This window comes from Flavobacterium fluviatile, assembly GCF_010645065.1.
Classification (GTDB): Bacteria; Bacteroidota; Bacteroidia; order Flavobacteriales; family Flavobacteriaceae; genus Flavobacterium; species Flavobacterium fluviatile.
The window spans coordinates 368,224-387,171 of sequence record NZ_JAADZW010000002.1 but is presented as its reverse complement, the minus strand read 5'-3'; the positions used below and the strand labels follow the sequence as shown (position 1 = coordinate 387,171).

At 36.5% G+C, this 18,948-nt stretch carries 14 protein-coding genes; 4 read left to right on the top strand and 10 right to left on the bottom strand.

The features are described 5' to 3' along the window. Nucleotides 1-30: 30 nt before the first annotated feature. Nucleotides 31-3,549, top strand: coding sequence for a nitrate reductase (locus GXM17_RS05095; RefSeq protein WP_163398203.1), 3,519 nt, complete (start codon nt 31-33; stop codon nt 3,547-3,549). 86 nt (nt 3,550-3,635) lie between these two features. Then, entirely contained in the window at nt 3,636-5,069 is a 1,434-nt protein-coding gene (locus GXM17_RS05090; protein WP_163398202.1) for a rubredoxin, read from the top strand. A gap of 229 nt (nt 5,070-5,298) precedes the next feature. Here GXM17_RS05090 and GXM17_RS05085 read toward each other — a convergent pair whose 3' ends face one another. Beyond that, nucleotides 5,299-6,162: an AraC family transcriptional regulator gene (locus tag GXM17_RS05085; RefSeq protein ID WP_163398201.1), complete on the bottom strand. Its 864-nt coding sequence runs from the start codon at nt 6,160-6,162 to the stop codon at nt 5,299-5,301. A 221-nt stretch (nt 6,163-6,383) separates the two neighbouring features. Between GXM17_RS05085 and GXM17_RS05080 the strand changes: the two genes are divergently transcribed. After that, on the top strand, nt 6,384-6,746 hold the full coding sequence (locus GXM17_RS05080) for a DUF983 domain-containing protein (RefSeq protein ID WP_163398200.1): 363 nt from the start codon (nt 6,384-6,386) through the stop codon (nt 6,744-6,746). Between the two features lie 72 nt (nt 6,747-6,818). Continuing rightward, nucleotides 6,819-7,694 (top strand): ACP S-malonyltransferase, encoded by an 876-nt coding sequence (gene fabD, locus GXM17_RS05075; protein WP_163398199.1) that lies wholly within the window; start codon nt 6,819-6,821, stop codon nt 7,692-7,694. Between the two features lie 304 nt (nt 7,695-7,998). Here the strand turns inward: fabD and GXM17_RS05070 are convergent, their stop codons facing one another. From GXM17_RS05070 to nirB, 9 genes are all read right to left on the bottom strand, one after another. Then, entirely contained in the window at nt 7,999-8,532 is a 534-nt protein-coding gene (locus tag GXM17_RS05070; RefSeq protein WP_163398198.1) for a YceI family protein, read from the bottom strand. Nucleotides 8,533-8,759: 227 nt separating this feature from the next. Further along, nucleotides 8,760-9,476, bottom strand: a complete 717-nt coding sequence (locus GXM17_RS05065) for a pirin family protein (RefSeq protein WP_163398197.1) — start codon at nt 9,474-9,476, stop codon at nt 8,760-8,762. A 427-nt stretch (nt 9,477-9,903) separates the two neighbouring features. Further along, nucleotides 9,904-10,794 (bottom strand): hypothetical protein, encoded by an 891-nt coding sequence (locus GXM17_RS05060; protein WP_163398196.1) that lies wholly within the window; start codon nt 10,792-10,794, stop codon nt 9,904-9,906. A gap of 119 nt (nt 10,795-10,913) precedes the next feature. Further along, complete coding sequence (locus GXM17_RS05055) at nt 10,914-11,489, bottom strand: Crp/Fnr family transcriptional regulator (RefSeq protein WP_163398195.1); 576 nt, start codon at nt 11,487-11,489, stop codon at nt 10,914-10,916. Nucleotides 11,490-11,492: 3 nt separating this feature from the next. Continuing rightward, nucleotides 11,493-12,653 carry a formate-dependent phosphoribosylglycinamide formyltransferase gene (gene purT, locus GXM17_RS05050; RefSeq protein WP_163398194.1) on the bottom strand — a complete coding sequence of 387 codons (1,161 nt, stop codon included), beginning with the start codon at nt 12,651-12,653 and terminating at the stop codon, nt 11,493-11,495. 646 nt (nt 12,654-13,299) lie between these two features. Next, nucleotides 13,300-15,120, bottom strand: a complete 1,821-nt coding sequence (locus tag GXM17_RS05045; RefSeq protein WP_163398193.1) for a sensor histidine kinase — start codon at nt 15,118-15,120, stop codon at nt 13,300-13,302. Nucleotides 15,121-15,179: 59 nt separating this feature from the next. Continuing rightward, on the bottom strand, nt 15,180-15,764 hold the full coding sequence (locus GXM17_RS05040) for a DUF4202 domain-containing protein (RefSeq protein ID WP_163398192.1): 585 nt from the start codon (nt 15,762-15,764) through the stop codon (nt 15,180-15,182). 33 nt (nt 15,765-15,797) lie between these two features. Then, nucleotides 15,798-16,175 carry a nitrite reductase small subunit NirD gene (gene nirD / locus GXM17_RS05035; RefSeq protein WP_163398191.1) on the bottom strand — a complete coding sequence of 126 codons (378 nt, stop codon included), beginning with the start codon at nt 16,173-16,175 and terminating at the stop codon, nt 15,798-15,800. 259 nt (nt 16,176-16,434) lie between these two features. Continuing rightward, on the bottom strand, nt 16,435-18,945 hold the full coding sequence (nirB, locus tag GXM17_RS05030; protein WP_163398190.1) for a nitrite reductase large subunit NirB: 2,511 nt from the start codon (nt 18,943-18,945) through the stop codon (nt 16,435-16,437). Nucleotides 18,946-18,948: the final 3 nt, after the last annotated feature.

Sequence of the window (18,948 nt, the reverse complement as noted above, 5' to 3'; positions counted from 1 at the left end):
GAGCAATTTTAATATTTAAAAATTACCAGGATGCAAAACACAAAAATCAAAACTACCTGTTCCTACTGTGGCGTTGGCTGCGGAATTATCGTTACAAACGATCCGAAAAATGGTGTAATGGTTGAAGGAGACAAAGACCATCCTGTAAACAAAGGCATGTTGTGTTCTAAAGGAAGAAACCTACATTATGTAGTTAACGATACTTCTGACAGGATTTTGTATCCGGAAATGAGAGGAAGCAAATCCTATCCTTTAGAGCGTGTAAGCTGGGATACTGCAATTGATCGTGCTGCGGCTGTTTTTTCTTCTATTATAAAAAAACATGGCGCAGATAGTGTTGGCTTCTATATTTCGGGACAGTGTTTAACCGAAGAATATTATCTGGTCAATAAATTAGTAAAAGGTTTTTTAAAGACAAATAATATAGATACCAATTCCAGGCTGTGTATGAGTTCTGCAGTAGTGGGTTACAAAAAAACATTTGGAGAAGATTCTGTGCCAATTTCGTATGATGATATCGAGTTGGCTGATACATTTTTAATTACGGGTGCAAATCCTGCCTGGTGCCATCCTATTTTATTCAGAAGACTGGAAAAACACAAAGAAAATAATCCAAAAGTCAAAATCATTGTAGTAGATCCAAGAAGAACGGATACTGCCGCATTCGCCGATTTGCATTTGCAGATTATTCCTGGTTCTGATATTATTTTATATCATGCGATGGCAAAACGCATCATCGAAAAAGGATATGTAGATCACGACTTCGTAAAAAATCATGCTGAAAATTTTAAACAATACAAAGATTTAGTTTTAGGAACTTCACTGGAGAAAGCCTCAAAATTATGTGGAATCTCAGTAAACGACATCAAACTTGCTGCAGATACTATCGGAAAAGCAAAAGGATTTATTTCGTTATGGGCAATGGGTCTGAATCAGAGCGTGGTAGGGGTAGATAAAAATACCGCTTTACTGAATTTATCACTTTTGACAGGTCACGTGGGAAAACCAGGTTCAGGGCCTTTTTCTTTGACAGGTCAGCCTAATGCAATGGGAGGAAGAGAAGTTGGCGGAATGGCCAGTTTGCTGGCTGCGCATAAAGATTTGGCGAATCCGGAACACAGGAAAGAAGTGGCTGATTTTTGGGGTGTTGATTCAATATCGGAAAAACCGGGTTTAACCGCAACCGAAATGTTCGAAGCACTGGAATCAGGTAAAATGAAAGCAGTTTGGATTATCTGCACCAATCCGTTAGTAAGTTTGCCTGATTCCCGTCGTGCCGAAAAAGCACTGCAAAATGCCAAATTTGTTGTGGTTCAGGATATTTCGCATAATGCCGATACAGCCAAATATGCCGATTTATTATTGCCTGCTGCCGGATGGCTGGAAAAAGAAGGCACTATGACCAACTCTGAGCGCCGTATTGCGTACTTGCCAAAAGGAGTAAATCCACCGGGAGAAGCACTTCCGGACATCGAAATTTTAATTCGTTTTGCTAAAAAAATGAATTTTAACGGTTTCAATTTTAATAATGCCGAAGAAATCTACAAAGAACATTGTGCCCTGACCAAAAACACCAATATTGATATCTCATTCTTAAATTATAACCGTTTAAAAACCGAGGGAACTTTTCAATGGCCTGTCCCTGATTATGGACACCCGGGAACTCCTCGTCTTTTTACGGATAAAAAATTCTATACTCCTTCTCAAAAAGCGATTTTTAATTTACCAACGTCTATTGAAAATACATCTGAGCAGCCAACACCTCAATTTCCGTTTATCCTCACCACAGGAAGGGTGCGTGACCAATGGCATACGATGACCAAAACCGGAAAAGTTTCCCGTTTAATGACACATACCCCAAGTCCGGTACTTGAAATAAATCCGATTGATGCTTTTAAAAACGATATCAAAGATGGGGACATTGTAACTGTAACCAGTAAAAACGGAGAGGTTCGCGTAAAAGCAAAAGTAACCGATTCGATTAGGGAAAAAGTAGTTTTTCTGCCAATGCACTGGGGAAAACAGCTTGAAAACGACTTAAACAGAACTAATAATCTAACCAATACTTTAGTTGATCCAATTTCAAAAGAGCCGGATTTTAAATATACTACAGTAGCTATTAACAAATATGTAAAACCTTTCCGGAAAATTGCCATTGTTGGTGCGGGAGCAGCTGCCTTCCGTTTCATTCAGAATTACCGTGAATTTAATTCGACTGATGAAATTATTGTTTTTTCTAATGAAATAAATCCGTTTTACAATCGCGTATTGCTCCCTGAGTATATGACGGGCGAATTCAGCTGGGAACAATTATTAAAGGTAAAGGATGGAGAGGCACTAAATAAACTGAAAATTACCATGAATGCCGGTGTGGCTGTTGGTAAAATTAATGCTGCCGAAAAAAACATAATAGATAGTAATGGCGACAGACACTCTTACGATTCATTGATTCTGGCTACAGGAAGCCGTCCTTTTGTACCGGAAAACGCGCAATTACATTTACCGGGACGCTTTACTGTAAGACGAAAAGAAGATGCAGATCGTTTAAAAGCACACCTTGATAATACTAATTTACCTCCTGAAGAACAGCACGTTGTAATCGTAGGCGGAGGTTTATTGGGACTGGAACTGGCAGCGGCGCTTAAACATAAAAAAGTAAAAACAACTATAATTCAAAGGGCTTCCCGATTGATGGAACGACAGCTGGACCGAATTTCAAGCAAATTACTGGCAGAAGAAGTACAGCTTCGTGATATCCAGATTTATTTTGATAACGAAGTGAGCACCGTTTTTGAAACCGACAACGAAAATGAACTTGAAATCGCTTTAAAAAGTGGAAAAATTATTACTGCAAATGCAATAGTGTACACCATTGGAACGATTCCAAATATTGAAATTGCACGTGAAACAGGACTTTCCTGCGGACGCGGAGTAAAAGTAAATCAGTATTTACAATCTTCAAATCCGGATATTTATGCCATTGGTGAAATAGCCGAATTTAATAACAGACTATTCGGAATCACATCTGCAGCAGAAGAACAGGCCGACATTCTGGCCAACTTTCTTGCAGGAGATATCAGCAGTTACTACAAAGGTTCTGTTTTAATGAACATCCTTAAACTGGAAGATATCAATTTGTGCAGCATCGGTGAAGTAGAAATTCCTGAAAATGATGATTCCTATGAAGAAATTGTTTTCTCTGATCTGAAACAGCGTTATTACAAAAAGTGTATCGTCAAGAATGATTTATTAGTCGGTGCTATTTTAATGGGAGACAAAAACGAATTTGCCGAATTCAAAACCATGATTGAAAGCAAAATCGAATTATCTGAAAAACGAAATTTATTGCTTAGAGGAAGTTCGAATGCAAAACCTGTTCTCGGAAAATTAGTATGTTCCTGCAGCCAGGTAGGAGCAGGAAATATTGAAGAAACCATTAAAAGCGGTGTAAATAATTTTACTGATTTATGTAAAAATACCGGAGCCGGATTAGGCTGCGGAAGCTGCAAAACAGAGGTTAAAGAGATTTTAGCAAAATGTAAGGTTTAGTTTCTTTTGTTTCACGTTTCAGGTTATTGGAACGTGTACAGAACCTGAAACTAAAAAAACCTGAAACGTCAAACAAAATTAAGAAAATGGAATTAACGAGATTAATAGTAAAAGGAGGCGTTATTTCGCCGGGAGAACTCAGAGAAGTTGTCAACATGGCAATGGATCAGGGTTTGGATTCGATTTCATTTGGTTCAAGACAGGATATTATTTTTCCAAAAGGCTTTAAGGCTTTAGAGAAAGAGAAAATGGGGAAACATCATTTTGTTTTTCCCGATCAAAAGAGTGGCAATAATATTGTTTCGTCTTATGTTTCTACCGATATTTTCAGAAACACAAACTGGCTTACCGGAAATAAATTTTTATATATATTAGAACAATTCAAAGATCAGCCAAAGCTTAAAGTAAATATCAACGATCCTAAGCAGCAGCTGGTTCCATTGTTTACAGGACACCTCAATTTTATTGCTTCCGAGCATGAAGATTACTGGTATCTATATATTCGTTTGCCGAAATGGCAGCGTATGGAAGTCTATCCTGTATTGATTTACAGCTGGGATATTGCGACGTTTTATTACGAAATAGAGCGCATTGTCACTACTGAAGAATCCTGCGGAATTGACCTGATTTTTAGCCTGGTTACCGAAGCGCTGGATACTAACAACAGAACGATTGATAAACCCCTCAATGTTCCTTTTTATCCTTTTCCGTATTACGAAGGGATGAACAGGATGGGAATCGATCAGTACTGGCTTGGTTTGTACTGGAGAAATAATCTTTATGATTTGGAATTTCTGAGAGAAATGTGCGATTTGTGTTTCGACTGTAAAATCGGTAAAATATGTATCACACCATGGAAATCCTTTATTGTAAAAGGAATACCGAAAAACCGAAAACTGGAATGGGAGAAATTTTTAGGAAAAAAAGGAATCAATGTACGTCATTCCCTTTTAGAACTGAACTGGCATTTGCCTGTAGCGATGGAATGGGCGCTGAACCTTAAAACCTTTCTGGTACGAACGCTGGATCAGTTTGACATCAGTACCTACGGTTTAAATTTCGGTATCTCTGAATACAATCGTGACGGGCATTATTTTACTTCTATTGTAATCGAAAAAAATGAATTGCCTAAAGATCTGGAATCGATTAAAATCCGTGACACTTACAATGTTTTGTTTGCGAAGAATTTCGACCCAAATACAAGAGAATACATTGTACACTCTCAGGATATTGACAAGCTGGAGCTGCCAACCATTTTAATTGAACTGAGCCGAAAATACTTTGAGGAATTAGGAAATTTAGTTCCCGAAACAGTCGAAAATAATCAGAAAAAAGAAAAACCTATACTGGATATTTACCAATGTCAGGAATGCCTTTCACTATACAATCCGGAATACGGCGACGAGAGTCAGAACATTCCAAACGGTATTTTATTCACAGATTTAGCAGAAACCTATTGCTGTTCACTGTGCGATGCACCTAAAAGCAACTTTAAAATTTTAGAAACTGTTACTGCGTAACTGTTGTGTTTTCAAACCATATAAGTATATAAGTTCATTTTACTTTGTGGTTTAGTTTTACAATTGTCACCCTGAGCGGAGTCGAAGGCTTATGAAAACGAGGGCTTCGACTCCGCTCAGCCTGACATTGATAAGCGATATAACATATATTGAGCGAAGTTGAAATGCTTTACAACAGAGATAAGTCAACTTTAAATGAACTTATATAACTTATATGGTTTAATTTTTTTTATTTTTTCGATTCCCGAAAAGCTGTCGGAGAAACCCCTGTCTGTTTTTTGAAAACCCTTGAAAAATAAGAGTAATCTTCATATCCAATAGCCGATGCGACTTCGTTTACAGCCAGTTGTTTATCGGTTAACATTCGTTTGATTTCAAGAATTACCCTATCCATAATAACTTCTGTGGCTGTTTTTTGTAAAATTTCATTACAAATCCGGTTGAGGTGTTTCAGAGTGATGCTTAGTTTTTCGGCATAAAAAGACGGTAGTTTTTCTTTTTTAAAATGCTCTTCCAAAAGCTTTTCAAAGGCATTTATTTTAATATTGTACGAATGCGTTTTGTGTGAATAGGTTTCACTGTATTTACGTGAAATTTCGATATGAATACAATCCAGTAAATTCAGCATTTTGTCCAGTTGAAAATTATTCTGCGGGCTGTTTTCTTCAATCAAAAGATTGAAATAAGGTAAAATCTTAGGCATTTCAGCTATTTCAAAAAACATTTCGGGACGATTGTGAATCGAATGATAAAAGTTGTAGTCATTAATATTTTTCTGACCGAAATACAAATTATAAAGTTCCTGCGAAAATATAATCACAAAGCCTTCAATATCTTCAGATAAACTCCAATGATGCATCTGTCCGGGCTGAAGCACAAACAAACTCCCTTTCTTAATTTCAAAACGGTCAAAATCGATTTCATGGATTCCGCAACCATCCGTAAAAAAGACCATCAGATACGAATCATGCCGATGGGGTTCCTCAATAAAACTATGGCTTTTTAAATGCTCCTTAAATGTATTCACATAAAATTCACGATGAATATCATTACAGCTAAAATTTTCTACACTATAAACCGGATATTTTTTCATACGCAGAGAATTTCTATTACGGATATAAAATTACCTTCAAAATTTGGAATTTGGACCTAAGCGATACCAAATAGGAGAAGCATTTTTTTTTGGCATTTGGGATTTAATTTTTTTGAGAATTAAATTTAGAAATGTCTTTATTGTGCTACAACTAGCGAAGATATAAAAAAGGTTTTGAAAGAATCTGATTTACCTTTGTTTAAATAAAAACAACAAAAGTCATGTCAAATTCATTAATCCATATTTTAAAAAACGAATGTCCGCATTGTCATAAAGGGAAAGTTTTTAAAGACAAGAATATTTACCTGAATTTTGGTTTCCCGAAAATGAATGAAACCTGCAGTCATTGTCACTATAAATTTCAAAAAGAACCCGGATTTTTCTTTGGCGCCATGTATGTAAATTATGGTCTCACAGTAGCTCAGGGAATTACTACATATTGTATCGCCCAGTTTTTCTTTGAAAACACATTCGATTTAAGAATCATTCCGATTATTGCCTTTGTCATTATCCTGCTGACTTCTTTTAATCTCCGATTCTCAAGATTAGCGTGGATTTACATTTTTAAGGATTATACGAGCTAAAAAAATGCTATTTTTGCCTTTCAATTGAAACTAATTTTCAATTTCAAAAAAATAAAAAAATAAATTAGACAAATGAAAGCATACGTATTTCCGGGTCAGGGCGCACAGTTTACAGGAATGGGCAAAGACTTATATGAAACATCCCCATTAGCAAAAGAATTATTCGAAAAAGCGAATGAAATTTTAGGTTTCAGAATTACAGATATCATGTTTGAAGGCACTGCCGAAGAACTAAAAGAAACGAAAGTAACACAGCCAGCCGTTTTTTTACACTCCGTTATTCTGGCAAAAACTTTAGGAGATGATTTTAAGCCTGAAATGGTAGCGGGACATTCTTTAGGAGAATTTTCTGCATTGGTTGCCAACGGAGCATTATCATTTGAAGACGGATTAAAATTAGTTTCGCAGCGTGCTTTGGCGATGCAAAAAGCCTGTGAAATCACTCCTTCTACGATGGCGGCTGTTTTAGGGCTTGCTGACAACATTGTTGAAGAAGTTTGTGCTTCTATCGACGGAGTTGTGGTTGCGGCAAATTACAACTGCCCTGGACAATTGGTAATTTCAGGAGAAACCTCAGCGGTTGAAAAAGCGTGCGATGCGATGAAAGCTGCGGGAGCAAAACGTGCTTTGATTTTACCTGTTGGAGGTGCTTTTCATTCGCCAATGATGGAGCCGGCAAGAGAAGAACTGGCAGCAGCTATTGAAGCGACTACTTTCTCTACTCCAATTTGTCCGGTGTACCAAAATGTAACGGCAAATGCAGTTTCTGATGCTGCCGAAATTAAAAAGAACCTAATTATTCAGTTAACAGCCCCTGTAAAATGGACACAGTCTGTACAGCAGATGATCGCCGATGGTGCTACATTATTTACAGAAGTCGGGCCCGGAAAAGTATTAGCAGGTTTAATCAATAAAATTGACAAGGAAGCTGCTACGGCAAATACTTAATTTTTTATTCAATTTAACTCGTTGGGCGAAATAGAATAAAATAGCTCCATTCAAGGATTAAATCTAATTTGATCTGCGAAAATCCTTTAAAATCTGCGTGAAATACTTTTGCGTATTAATTTTTCACGCAGATTTACACAGATTAAAGCAGATTTACACAGATTTATTTCTAAGCTGATGCGATAGAATTGAAAAAAAATAATTTCACCCAACGGGTTCAATTTAAGATTATAAAATACCAAACCCTTCTTAAACTTTTGTCTAAGAAGGGTTTTCTTATATGAAAGAAACCAGAATGAATTGCTTAAGCCTGTTTAGCAAACTGCAATTCGATGTTTAATTTTACTTCTTCTCCAACCAAAACACCACCCGTTTCAAGAGCTGAGTTCCAGTTTAAACCCCAGTCTTTACGGTTAATTTTTCCTTCGATACTCAAACCTACTTTTGTATTTCCCCATGGATCAGTCAGTATTCCGCTATATTCTACCGGGAAAACAACTGTTTTTGCAATACCTCTGATGTTTAAATCTCCTGTGATTTCATATTTTTCATCATTAATTTTTTTGAAAGATGAGGCTTTAAAAGTCAGTTTAGGATGATTTTCTGCATCAAAAAAATCACCGCTTTTTAAGTGATTGTCACGGTCTGCGTTTGCAGTATCGATAGAAGCGATGTCTGCAGAAAATTCGATGGCTGCATTTTCGAAATCATCTCCATCTGTGGTGATAGTTGCATCATAAGTTAAAAATTTTCCTGAAACATTAGTAAACATCATATGTTTTACTTTAAAACCAATTTCTGAGTGAGTTGGGTCTATTGACCATTTTGTAATTGCCATAATTTTATTTTTTTAATAATTAACTTGTTTCATTTTGATAAGACAAAGTTACGGCGACAGTTGTTCTGAAGCACTTAACCTAGATTAAGAAATAATTAAAACGTAATAGATTGATATTTAATTGTTTGTTCTAAAAAAGAATACACCAAACAAGTTGTATCAAAACCTGTTTGGTGTATTGAAAGCTGCCATCATTTTGACAATTAAATTTGAGCCATTTCCCAGAATTAGTAATTCATCGGAACTTCCATAACTAAAAATTTAGCGGCAGTATTGGCTTTAATTTCGATTTCGGCGGTGTCCCAAATCCCTAATGCATCTCTGGTTTCCAGTTTTTGTCCGTTAACCTCAATTTCACCTTCGATGTTCATGATATAAAAACCATTTCCTTCTTTTTTCAGAGCTAATTTTTTAGAGAAAGCTGCGTCAAAATCACTCAGATAAAACCAGGCGTCCTGATGAATCCAAACGCCTTCGTCGTCTTCGTTTGGTGATAATATTTGAGCAAAATTATTTTTCTCTAACGATTTATCTAACGTAATTTGTTGATAACGAGGTTCTACATTTCTCTTTTTTGGAAATAACCAGATCTGAAAAAGTTTGGTGCGCTGATCGGCATTCGGATTAAACTCACTATGCTGAATCCCGGTTCCGGCACTCATTACCTGTACATCGCCGGTTTTTATGGTAGCGGCATTTCCCATACTGTCTTTGTGAGCCAAATCACCTTCCAACGGAATAGTAATGATCTCCATATTATCGTGTGGATGCGTGCCAAACCCCATTCCACCAGCGACTGTATCATCGTTTAAAACACGAAGTGCCCCAAACTGAATTCTGTCAGGATTGTACCAGCTTGCAAAACTAAAGCTGTGATAAGCATTAAGCCATCCGTGATTTGCATTTCCTCTTGATTCTGCTTTGTGCAATACTATATTTTCCATGATTTCGTGTATTTGTTATTTTTATAGTACAAAGATACCACCGTCATAGATGAAAAGCGCTTAATGTAGATTAAGAAAAGGTGCTGAGGTTCTGAGTCGCTAAGATTCTAAGTTTTTTCCAATCTTGTCATCCTGACAAAAGAAGGATCCCGCAAGTAACTCTACAATTTAGCAAATATTTGACGATGGATTTTCAGGAGCAATAACTTAGTTTTCAAAAGACCTTTAGTCCTGCTATCCGCTGTATCTATTGCTGCGAACCCCGCAGCAACAGGATGCCGCTGCTATCAGGGCTGGATTAGATATTTCATTTTCATAATTCTCTGCAGATTTGTAAAACCGTAATCTTTTAAGTTATGAAACTTCCTCAAAAAATATCAAAACCATTATATTTTTGAAGCTTTAATTTATTGTGTAGTAAATAACATCATTCTACAGAATCAATTATTATATAAAGACTTTCGATGTCTTCTTTATGATAAAGTGCTTTTGCTGTTTCTGAATTAAAAGAATAAATGTTTAGATTTTCTTTACGGTCTTTAATGTATTTCGTATAGATACGACTGTAATCATAATCCAAAATTTCTTTTCCGTTATAGAAAACCACATTCGGCCTTCGTTCTGAAAGTGACAGACTGGCTCCTCCCAGATAAAACACCACAGGCCCGGCTTTTATTTGATAAATGGAATTCATCTCTTTTTTGTTTAAAATCAGATCCTTTGATTCAAATCCTAAGAAATTATCTGCTTTAGCAGGACTTTTTACCGCTTCATAATTCACTCGTACCACATTATCAGAATCAATTAAGTTTGTCGGAATAACGATAGAAAATGTACCGTCTTTTAAAGTAAAGGCGGTAAAAACTTTTTTAAGCGTCACAAACGTAACTTTAGCATTTTCGACAGGTTCATTTTTATCTTCAGAAGTGATGACACCTTTAAAAACAGTTATTTTATCAGGCTCCGTTTCATTCGGAGGGTTCTCTTTTTTATTGTTATTGGATTTTAAAGAAGAAATCGCAGTTGGTGTAACTTCAGTCTTTAACTTAGGATTATTATGAGCCTGTAATTGAACAGATGTTGCTAAAGTTGTAGCAATCATTAAACCAGCCGCTATATTTGAAACGCGTAAGGAGTGTTTTTTTGGAGGCTCCAAAAGCAATAAAGGAGTAAAAAGCTGATTTTGTGTTACTCTTGCACAGATATTATTATCTGCTTTTTTCATTATATGTGCAATTTCATTTTGATTTAGTTTACTAAAATCAATTACTGTTTTAGAACAAAGTTCGCAATAGCTGCCATTTGTTGTTGACTTCATATTGTCCCAATTTTCTGTACAGGGCTTGTTTATTTTAAGGTAAACTTTTTTCATAATTAGTTTTCTTGAAAATTTTAGTATAAATATAATTCAAAAAAAACATATCTATCTAGTCCTGATTACTTTCGAAGCATTTTGCTTTTCATCTTACTAAAAAACTCAGGCGTCACACCAATAAAAGAGGCGATTTGTTTTTGAGGCACTTTATGAACCAGTGTTCCGTATTTGGCGCAGAATTTCTCGAAGCGTTCTTCAGCTGGCAAGCTTAAATTGTCCATTAATCGCTGTTGATTGGCAACTAATGAATTCTCTATCAAAATCCTGAAAAAACGTTCCAGTTTCGGAATTTCACGATACAACTGTTCCTGATTTTCTTTGGATAAGGAAACGACATCAGCTTCTTCCAGAACTTCAATAAAAAGCTGTCCCGGTTTTTGCGAAAAATAACTGTACATATCGCTCATCCACCAGCCTTCGCAGGCAAATGCAAGAACATGTTCTACAATATTATCGTTGATATTGAAACTTCTTAAAATACCGGAATTCACAAAATAGGAATGTTTGCATACTTCGCCGGCATTTAGTAAAATGGTTTTAGCTTTGTAAGTGTTCGTTTCTAATTTGGATAAAAAAAGCTCTTGTTCTTCTGGTGTCAGCGAAACGTGTTTGGCAATATTTTCAAGAATTAACGCCATTTTTTAAGCATTTACAGTTATTAATTTTGCTGTTTCTTTGGCGCGTTCAGTTACTTCGTTAATTGGAGTAGAAAGGGAATCGTGACTTAAAACAACTCCCATTCTGCGGTAAAGTCTTGAAGTTGGTTTGCCAAAAATCCTGAAATCAGTTTTAGGCAAAGCGGCTACTTTTTCTATTCCGCTAAAAGTTGGATTTTCAGAATTTTCTGAAGCTAAAACTACGGCACTTGCACCGGCTTTTTCTAAAGTGATTTCGAAAATTGGCAGACTTAAGATCGCTCTTAAATGCAATTCGAATTCGTTGAAATTTTGCGTTCCAGCCAAAGTTACCATTCCTGTATCATGCGGACGCGGAGAAAGTTCAGAGAAATAAACGCCTTCGTTTGTTAAGAAAAATTCAACACCAAAAAGTCCTGCACCGCCAAGTGCTTCGGTGATTTTTTCGGCCATATCCTGCGCTTCGTACAAGTCTTTTTCTGAAACCTGAGCCGGCTGCCAGCTTTCCTGATAATCTCCTCTTTCCTGTCTATGTCCAATTGGCGCGCAGAATAAAGTTGGATTGTTATTTTGAGTAATTGTTAAAAGTGTAATTTCAGAATGGAAATCGACAAAAGCTTCTACGATCACTTCAATTACATCACCACGCGAACCCGCTACGGCATATTCCCAGGCTTTTAAAATATCATCCTGTGTTTTTATTGTCGACTGCCCTTTTCCGGAAGAAGACATCAATGGTTTAACCACACACGGAATTCCGACTTCCTGAACCGCTTTTTGAAGTTCAGATGCTGACGTTGCATATTGGTATTTTGCAGTTTTTAAACCTAATTCTTTTGAGGCTAAATCACGAATGGCTTTACGGTTCATCGTAAAGTTGGCCGCTTTAGCAGAAGGCACAACGGTAATACCTTGTTTTTCGTAATCGTAAAAACGTTCGGTTCGAATGGCTTCTATTTCTGGAACGATAAAATCCGGTTGGTGTTTGGCTACGATTCGGTCAAGAGCTTCGCCGTCCAGCATATTTATGACTTCAAAGCCATGTGCTACCTGCATCGCCGGAGCGTTTTCGTAACTGTCAACTGCAATTATATTTTGTCCTATGCGTTGTGCGGCAATGACAAATTCTTTGCCTAACTCGCCTGAACCCAGGAGTAGTATTTTCATTTTGGAGTGATGTAAATGTTTGAGTAGTAAAAGTAGCGAAAAATGATTTTAACCGCAAAGTTCAATTCACATGTCTTAATGTAGAGGCGCACTGCAGTGCGTCTCTGGCACAATCTATATTTAAAAGCAAGTTCACAAGGATTTACGCCAAGAGCGCAAAAGTAGAGGCGCACTGCAGTGCGTCTACGCAATGTGTGTTTTACAGCAAAGTTTGCAAAGAAACGCAAAGCTTTGTTTTAAGTTAGAAGAAAGATCGCAAAGGGTTCTCCCGCAGATTTTGCAGATTCAGCAGATTTTATTTTAGTTGTTTTTAGAATAAGTAACCATACAGTTTGTCATTTCGACGCAAGGAGAAATCACACTAGAAATTCTACAAAGATTGGCGCTTTACTTTGCGGAATCCCGCGTGCGATTTCTCCATTCGTCGAAATGACAAGATTGCGGGTAATTGTATTGAGAATATGGCTGTTAATAACAAAAGCTTCCGGATAACCCGTTCGCGTGAGGGATAGAAGAGGAAAGCCCGGAGCCTGACGAAGGAAGTGCGAGGACTTGCAACGGATAGCCCGACCCTTGTGGTCACGCCAAAATAAAAAAACCGATACTTCTAAAAAGCATCAGTTTGTATATTAACATTTTCTAATTACTAAACATCAATTTTCGAAATCGGAATATTAAATGTAATCCTGGTTCCTTCTCCGGGAATGGAGTTTATAAATACACGCCCGTTGATATACTGAATCCTTTCGTTCATAAATAATAATCCCATTCCGGATTCGCTGTTTCGCTTTTTATCAACAGCTGTTTTGTCAAACCCTTTTCCGTTGTCATCGATAATAATACTTAATAAAGTTTCACTATGAGAAAGCTGGACAATTATGTGGGTTGATTCTGCGTATTTTATCGCGTTATTAATCGCTTCCTGAGTAAGACGGTAAATATTTATTTCGATCAGAGAGTCTAAACGCTGATCAAAATCGGTTTTGTTGTAGAACAAAATTTCCTTTCCTGTCAGTTTCGAAAGTTCCTGAGTCAGTTTTGAGATTGATGAAACTATTCCGTGGTCACTTAATTCGGGTGGCATCAGGTTAAAAGTTGCCGTTCGGACCCCTTTTATAATATCGAGTGATAATTTTTTCAGATATTCTATTTTTTGTGCCGACTTTTCTTTGTCGTCCAGATTGATACTTTCAAGACTAAATTTTAATCCCGTCAGCATCTGCCCTATTCCATCATGAATTTCCTTGGCAATACGATTTTGCTCGTTTTCCTGATTTTCAACAATTTTGCTCGAAATAATCTTTTGCTGATTGATTTTTTCGGTACTGTTTTCGATATTCAGGCGCTCTACTTCACGTTGTGCCTTTTTTCGTTCAGTAATATTGAAACAAACGATTAAAAGTTCCAGTTCATCCTTTTTAATCATTACCGGAACCATGGATAAATCAAGCCAGATTGTCTGATCTTCCCTGTTGTGGATTTTAATTTCGCCCTGCCAGCCGCTTCTTTGCTTCTCAAAAATAATACGGTCTATATTACGCTGTTCTTTTTCATCAGTAGTCAAAATCTGTGAAAAGGTTTTATTTGAAGAAAATTTGGTATAATTCAAAAGCTTTGCAAATTTTTCACCTACGTGAATAATAGAGCCATCGGGAGCTATTCGGCAATAGAGTAAAGTATTTTCCATCGCATAATTCAGCGATTTCAGCTCTTTTACAGAGTTTTCCTTTATCTCACTAATGATTTCAGTATCGTAGGCCAACTTTAAGGCTTTCTTTTGAGATGACAAAAGTCTGGCAATAAGCTTTTCAATTTTCTTATTTGTAGGCTTGAAGATGAAAAAGAATTCTAAAACCAGAACCAGTAAAGTAAATCCGAAAATCCAATATTCGGTTGTACGCTGCTCCGTTACTTTTTCATGTGCTTCTTTATCGTATTGGGTTACGATTTCATTCATTTTCGAAAGAAAGATTCCTTCATTTCTCAGGATTTTCTGAACGAGCTTTTGATTATCGGAAGCATTATTTTTTTGCTCTAAATTTAAAAGAAACAAATTGACAGATTCAACAATGTTGTTAAAACTTGGTTTAATTTCTTCATATAATTTAGATAATTCTTCACTCTTTTCTGTTGGAAAAGCAAGACTGTCACTGCCATTTTCTAAAGCATGCTGGTTGGTTTTCCAGAGTGACAAAACATTTCTCACATGTGCAATTTCACTTTTTGGAGAAGTATCAGAAACAAAATTTAAAATTAAAATTTCTTTGGTAATTCTTTGGCTCAGCATCCTTTGCTTTCCTGAAATATTGATAATTTTAGAATCGCTAAGCTGCTGTTTTAAGTTGTACTGAATTAAAAGCTGACTTAATATAATAGTTACGGCAATAGTCCAGAGTGCAAAAAAATACAAACGTCGTAAATTTTTGAATGTAATTTTCTCTGCAACTTCCTGATTGCCTTTTTTCATCGAAGATACTATTTGTTATAGCGGAAATGAATTCGCTTCCGCTCTTTTATAAAATCAGATTATAATCCCAAAGATGCTTTTATCAGATTTAAGTTTTCTTCAGAATAATTGATTTTCAAGGCTTCCTGATGTCCTTTTTCAGACATTTTATCCCAGGTTTTTTTGATGATATTTTTTAGTTTTTCATCATCGTGCTTTTCAACAAACGGTTCTAGGTAATAATCTAAGAATACCAGACAAATTACATCTTCCAGCAATTGGGTTTCGGCATCTTTTTTAAGTAATTTTTTTTCAATTAAAAAAGAAACACGATCAATAAAAGTTTGCTCGTATCCTGCTCTTTCGAGAATTTCAGCAGTAGTTTTGGCGTGAAACTTTTTTAAATCCTCCCGCCATCTTAAATATCCTACGCGATCCATTGGATACGATTCGCGGGCCACTTTCCAACGGCAGATATGCTGTGCTTTTGATGCAATCTGAACTTCTTCTGAAGCTTCAGGACAAAACTGCATCAGTTTTTCATACATCCTGTTTGAGTACAAAAGCTCTTTTGGATATTCAATATTCTGATCAATTTCTATGTTTGGATCCTGCGCATTTTCAGCATCAATCCATTCGCTTGCTTTCTGGAAAGGTGTACTCATTTTTATTGAAAATATATTTTCAAATATACGCAATTAATCTAAAAAGCCAACGAACACTTCGTCTTCAACAATTTTAACCGGATATGTTGCAATTTTTAAATCGTCGCCATTCAGGTTAGAACCATCAACTAATGAAAACGTTTTTTTGTGAAGTGGGCAGGCAATTTTAGGAATATCTTCAGTAGAACCCGTCATTCCTCTTGACAATACCATTTCCATTTTGTGCGGACAGGCATTTTGGCAGGCATACCATTCGTTACGGCGCGCAAAGTTAAAAACCGCAATTTGTTTATTTTTGTATTTGATGCAACCGCCACGGTTAGTTGGAAAATCACTCACATTCCCGGCTTTGAACCATATTTTGGCATCGCTTGGGTGCACAGTTTCGTATTGGTTTAAAATTTCTTCCATTTTGGTTGTATTTATAGTTCTGTATTCTTATCCCTCTTTTTACAATCAAGAGAGTTTGATGGCGCAGTAAAAAAGAGGGTAAGAGGACAGCAATCGTTAATTCTGTTTTTTAAACTTTTTAACCACACAGGAACATAGATTTTAATTGTCGGAAAAGGAACTCTTAAAGAAACTCGTTTCTCACACATAGCTATAACTGCATGAAATAATATCTTTTGAGTTTATAAAATCTATGTTCCTGTGTGTTTTAAATATTAATTTATGACCAGGCTTTTGGCATTTTTTGATCTCTCATCGGAACAAAAGTCACATTATCATCTTTTTCTTCAGAGTTCACAAAATGACTAAAACGTTTTAATAATCTTGGATTCTCAATAGCCTGTTTCCATTCACATTCAAATGTGTTCACCAAAGTCAGCATTTCAGCTTCTAAAGTTTCGCAGATACCCAAGCTGTCTTCGATAATCACTTCTTTTAAGTAATCCAAACCACCTTCCAGTTTTTCAAGCCAGGTTGATGTTCTGATTAGTGGACCAGCCGTTCTGATATAATACATTAAAAAGCGGTCCATATATTTAATTACAGTTTCTTTGTCAATTTGTTCAGCAAGCAAAACAGCATGTTTTGGATTCGCCCCACCGTTACCGCAGATGTATAAGTTCCAGCCGCCTTCTACAGCAATTAAACCAAAATCTTTTCCACGAGCTTCGGCACATTCACGGATACAAGCTGAAACACCACCTTTTAATTTATGCGGAGAGCGAATTCCTTTGTATCTGTTTTCCAGTTCGATTGCAAAACCGGCACTGTCATCCATTCCGTAACGACACCATGCATTTCCAACACAGCTTTTTACAGCTCTAAGAGATTTTCCGTAAGCGTGCCCGCTTTCAAATCCATTATCGATTAATACTTTCCAGATTTTAGGAAGATCATCCAAATGTGCCCCGAACAAATCAACACGTTGTGCTCCGGTAATTTTTGTATATAAATCGAATTGTCTAGCAACCTCTCCTATTACAATTAATTTCTCAGCAGTAATTTCTCCTCCGGCAACCCTTGGCACTACAGAATAGGTTCCGTTTCTTTGAATGTTAGCCAAAAATCTGTCGTTTGTATCCTGGGTTGTAATATGTTTGTTAGCCGTATCGTTGTAAATACTTGAAAAAATTGAAGCAAGTACAGGTTTACAAACCTCACAGCCATCACCTTTTCCATGATGATCAATTACATCATAAAAATTAGTGTATTTATTGATTTTAACTAAATCAAACAACTCCTGACGTGTATAATTAAAGTGTTCACAGATAACATCCTTTACTTCTTTACCCATAGATTTCTGAGCTGCTTTTACCAAATCAGAAACCATTGGCTTACATCCTCCACAGCCTGAAGTTGCTTTGGTAAGTTTCACAACATCTGAAAGATTGGAGCAGGTCTCATCTAAAACAGAACAACAGATAGCTCCTTTTGTTACATTTTCGCAAGAACAGATTACAGCAGTATCCGGTAAATCCATTACACCTACAGCTGAACTTTCAGAACCGTCTCTTGAACCTAAAATCAAATCTTCCGGATTTTTAGGCAAAGCCATTCCGTTGATGTAAATCTGAAAGAGTGAATTGTAATCACTTGAATCACCCACTAAAATTCCGCCTAATAAGGTTTTAGAATCTTTAGTTACATTAATTCTTTTATAAACTCCTGATAATTTATTTTCATAAATGATAGCGGTTACCTCATCATTTTCGATAAAAGGATCACCAAAACTCGCAACTTCAACACCAATCAATTTCAATTGTGTCGACATATCGATGGTTTCTCTCATGGTTTTGGAACCATTTAAGATTTGCTCTGCAGCAACGTCGGCCATTTCATAACCCGGAGCTACAAGACCATAAATATTTTGATTATAAAGAGCCACCTCTCCAATAGCAAAAATAGAAGGATCTGATGTTTGCATTTGATTGTTTACCACAACCCCGCCACGCAAACCAACTTCAAGTCCCGAAACTCTGGCCAGCTCATCACGCGGTTTAATTCCGGCAGATATAACCAACATGTCTACTTTTAACAACTCATTCTCAGCAAACATCATTCCTGTTATACATTCTTTTCCGTCGATATATTGCGTTGCCTTATTAAGATGAATTCCAATATTCAATTCCTCAATTTTTGACTGCAGCATATCACTTGCTCCTTTGTCCAATTGCCTTGGCATCAGACGGGGTGCAAATTCCACAACATGTGGATTAAGTCCCAAATCGCGAACTGCTTTTGCTGCTTCAAGGCCTAACAAACCTCCACCTAAAACAGCAGCTTCAGTAGCTCCTTTTTGTTTTATTTTTTTGGCATACGCCATAATTGCATCAAGATCCTCGATGGTTCTGTAAACAAAAACACCTTCTTTTTCTACTCCGTCAATTGGCGGTACGAAAGCAGACGAACCTGTTGCCAGAACTAAGTAATCATACTTATGTGTTTTTTCTAAGTGCGTATGGATTGTTTTTTCTTCTCTGTTAATATCAGTAACTAATTCAGAAGTATTTAAAGTAATATTATTCTCCGCATACCATTCACTTGTTGATAATGATAAGTCATCAGCCGTTTTCCCTCCAAAGTATTCACTTAAGTGAACACGATCATAAGCACGTCTGGGCTCTTCCCCAAATACGGTAATTTGATAATTCTCCTGTCCCGATTTTGCTATAAATTTTTCGCAGAATTTATAACCCACCATTCCGTTTCCAACTACTATTACTTTAATCATGAT

Excerpts from the sequence above, each read along its gene's own strand:
- GXM17_RS05095 (WP_163398203.1), top strand. The coding sequence starts at position 31 with ATGCAAAACACAAAAATCAAAACTACCTGTTCCTACTGTGGCGTTGGC.
- GXM17_RS05090 (WP_163398202.1), top strand. The coding sequence starts at position 3,636 with ATGGAATTAACGAGATTAATAGTAAAAGGAGGCGTTATTTCGCCGGGA.
- GXM17_RS05085 (WP_163398201.1), bottom strand. The coding sequence starts at position 6,162 with ATGAAAAAATATCCGGTTTATAGTGTAGAAAATTTTAGCTGTAATGAT.
- GXM17_RS05080 (WP_163398200.1), top strand. The coding sequence starts at position 6,384 with ATGTCAAATTCATTAATCCATATTTTAAAAAACGAATGTCCGCATTGT.
- fabD (WP_163398199.1), top strand. The coding sequence starts at position 6,819 with ATGAAAGCATACGTATTTCCGGGTCAGGGCGCACAGTTTACAGGAATG.
- GXM17_RS05070 (WP_163398198.1), bottom strand. The coding sequence starts at position 8,532 with ATGGCAATTACAAAATGGTCAATAGACCCAACTCACTCAGAAATTGGT.
- GXM17_RS05065 (WP_163398197.1), bottom strand. The coding sequence starts at position 9,476 with ATGGAAAATATAGTATTGCACAAAGCAGAATCAAGAGGAAATGCAAAT.
- GXM17_RS05060 (WP_163398196.1), bottom strand. The coding sequence starts at position 10,794 with ATGAAGTCAACAACAAATGGCAGCTATTGCGAACTTTGTTCTAAAACA.
- GXM17_RS05055 (WP_163398195.1), bottom strand. The coding sequence starts at position 11,489 with ATGGCGTTAATTCTTGAAAATATTGCCAAACACGTTTCGCTGACACCA.
- purT (WP_163398194.1), bottom strand. The coding sequence starts at position 12,653 with ATGAAAATACTACTCCTGGGTTCAGGCGAGTTAGGCAAAGAATTTGTC.
- GXM17_RS05045 (WP_163398193.1), bottom strand. The coding sequence starts at position 15,120 with ATGAAAAAAGGCAATCAGGAAGTTGCAGAGAAAATTACATTCAAAAAT.
- GXM17_RS05040 (WP_163398192.1), bottom strand. The coding sequence starts at position 15,764 with ATGAGTACACCTTTCCAGAAAGCAAGCGAATGGATTGATGCTGAAAAT.
- nirD (WP_163398191.1), bottom strand. The coding sequence starts at position 16,175 with ATGGAAGAAATTTTAAACCAATACGAAACTGTGCACCCAAGCGATGCC.
- nirB (WP_163398190.1), bottom strand. The coding sequence starts at position 18,945 with ATGATTAAAGTAATAGTAGTTGGAAACGGAATGGTGGGTTATAAATTC.